Below are 504 nucleotides of genomic sequence, written 5' to 3'. Positions count from 1 at the left end.
CCGCAGCGTCGGATGCCCACTGTTCGGGCACAGGGCCGTCCTGAAACGCGGTTCCAATGATGCGATCGCCGAGGCCGAGCGCCAGAAGCATCTCGGTTGTTGACGACTTGATCGTGATGACGCGCTCGGGGGCCGAGTCGAAGGTGACATCGAAGCCACAGTTGCTGAGTTCAACCGATTGCGCGGCGGCATCGGGCGAGGTGGTTTCCGTCTCGTCAGCGGCAGCAGTGCATCCGCTCAACGCAAGAACGGAAACCCCCGCCAGTAGTGCGGTGCGAGAGAACGCGGAACGGGACAAAACGGAACGAGACAGTGCAGACATGAAGCCTTCCAAGAAACGGGTGGATGGGCGCGAGAATGCGCCACAAAGAACGAAAAGTGTTTCGAGAAGACCGGCAGCCCAATCCTGGGCAAACCAACCACGCCATACCAAGCGCACGGGTCTGTCGCACCAGTCTAGAGAGGTACAAAGCCTCCTGCCTACACCGACCCACACGGTCCGGC

The 504-nt window shown here is 60.9% G+C and carries 1 pseudogene; it reads right to left on the bottom strand.

The annotated features are described in order from the left end of the window. Nucleotides 1–322: pseudogene (locus tag IP510_RS13655) on the bottom strand (hypothetical protein); the annotation flags it as partial. Nucleotides 323–504 lie beyond the last annotated feature (182 nt).

The organism is Psychrobacter sp. NG254, assembly GCF_015277735.1.
Lineage (GTDB): Bacteria > Pseudomonadota > Gammaproteobacteria > Pseudomonadales > Moraxellaceae > Psychrobacter.
The sequence above is the reverse complement of the archived record's forward strand: the minus strand, read 5'-3'. Positions and strand labels throughout refer to the sequence as shown.